This window comes from Ruegeria sp. HKCCSP346, assembly GCF_017872595.1.
In the GTDB taxonomy this organism is placed as follows: Bacteria; Pseudomonadota; Alphaproteobacteria; order Rhodobacterales; family Rhodobacteraceae; genus Ruegeria.
The window spans coordinates 1-1,775 of sequence record NZ_JAEDOT010000021.1; the positions used below are offsets into that span (position 1 = coordinate 1).

General features: G+C 63.7%; 1 protein-coding gene. It reads left to right on the forward strand.

What is annotated here, in order from left to right; translation table 11 throughout:
• Positions 1 to 7: 7 nt before the first annotated feature.
• Positions 8 to 1,775: sulfoacetaldehyde acetyltransferase (gene xsc, locus I9185_RS20320; RefSeq protein ID WP_210093938.1), on the forward strand; the 1,768-nt coding region annotated here is incomplete at its 3' end.

A 1,775-nucleotide genomic window follows, 5' to 3' on the forward strand; every position in this document is an offset into this window, starting at 1 on the left:
CACCCTTATGAAAATGACGACGGAAGAGGCCTTTGTTAAGGTTTTGCAGATGCACGGGATTGAGCATGCGTTCGGGATCATTGGATCTGCGATGATGCCAATCTCGGACTTGTTCCCGAAGGCCGGGATCATGTTCTGGGACTGTGCGCATGAAGGCAGCGCGGGGATGATGGCGGATGGCTACACCCGTGCGACCGGCAAGATGTCGATGATGATCGCGCAGAACGGCCCCGGCATCACCAATTTCGTGACTGCCGTGAAAACCGCCTACTGGAACCACACGCCGCTGCTGCTGGTCACTCCGCAGGCGGCGAACAAGACCATCGGTCAGGGCGGTTTCCAGGAAGTTGAGCAGATGAAGCTGTTCGAGGACATGGTCGCCTATCAGGAAGAGGTCCGCGACCCGACCCGCGTCACCGAGGTTCTGAACCGCGTGATCATGAAAGCCAAGCGCGCCAGCGCCCCGGCCCAGATCAACATCCCGCGTGACATGTGGACCCAGGTGGTCGATATCGACCTGCCCGCCATCGTCGAGTTCGAGCGCCCTGCGGGCGGCGAAACCGCCGTGGCGCAGGCGGCCGAGCTGCTGTCGAACGCCAAGAACCCGGTGATCCTGAACGGTGCGGGCGTGGTGCTGTCCAAGGGCGGGATCGAGGCCTCGAAGGCGCTGGCCGAGCGTCTGGATGCGCCGGTCTGCGTGGGCTATCAGCACAACGACGCCTTCCCCGGCAGCCACCCTCTGTTTGCCGGCCCGCTGGGCTACAACGGCTCGAAAGCCGGGATGGAGCTGATCAGCGAGGCGGATGTTGTCCTGTGCCTCGGCACCCGTCTGAACCCGTTCTCGACCCTGCCGGGCTATGGCATCAACTACTGGCCCGCGGATGCGAAGATCATCCAGGTCGACATCAACCCTGACCGTATCGGCCTGACCAAAGCGGTCAGCGTCGGCATCATCGGCGACGCCGCCAAGGTGGCAAAGGGCATTCTGGCCCAGCTGAGCGACACCGCCGGTGACGAAGGCCGCAAGGAGCGCAAAGAGCGCATCGCGCAGAAGAAATCGGCCTGGGCGCAGGAACTGACCTCGATGACCCACGAGGATGACGATCCGGGCACCACCTGGAACCAGCGTGCCCGCGCGGCCAAGCCCGACTGGATGAGCCCCCGCATGGCGTGGCGCGCCATTCAGGCGGCCCTGCCGAAAGAGGCGATCATCAGCTCGGATATCGGCAACAACTGCGCCATCGGCAACGCCTATCCATCGTTTGAAGAGGGCCGCAAATACCTGGCGCCGGGCCTGTTCGGCCCCTGCGGCTATGGCCTGCCGGCCATCGTTGGTGCCAAGATCGGCTGCCCGGATGTGCCGGTCGTGGGCTTTGCCGGTGACGGTGCCTTTGGCATCGCGGTGAACGAACTGACCGCGATCGGCCGCGAGGAATGGCCCGCCGTGACCCAGATCGTGTTCCGCAACTACCAGTGGGGCGCGGAAAAGCGCAACTCGACCCTGTGGTTCGACGACAACTTCGTCGGCACCGAGCTGGACACCAAAGTGTCTTACGCCGGTATCGCGCAGGCCTGTGGCCTGAAGGGTGTCGTGGCCCGCACCCAGGACGAGCTGACTGCGGCGCTGAATCAGGCGATCGAGGATCAGAAGAACGGCATCACCACGCTGATCGAGGCCCTGATCAACCAGGAGCTCGGCGAGCCTTTCCGCCGCGACGCGATGAAAAAACCCGTCGCCGTCGCCGGAATCTCCGCCGATGACATGAAAGCTCAGG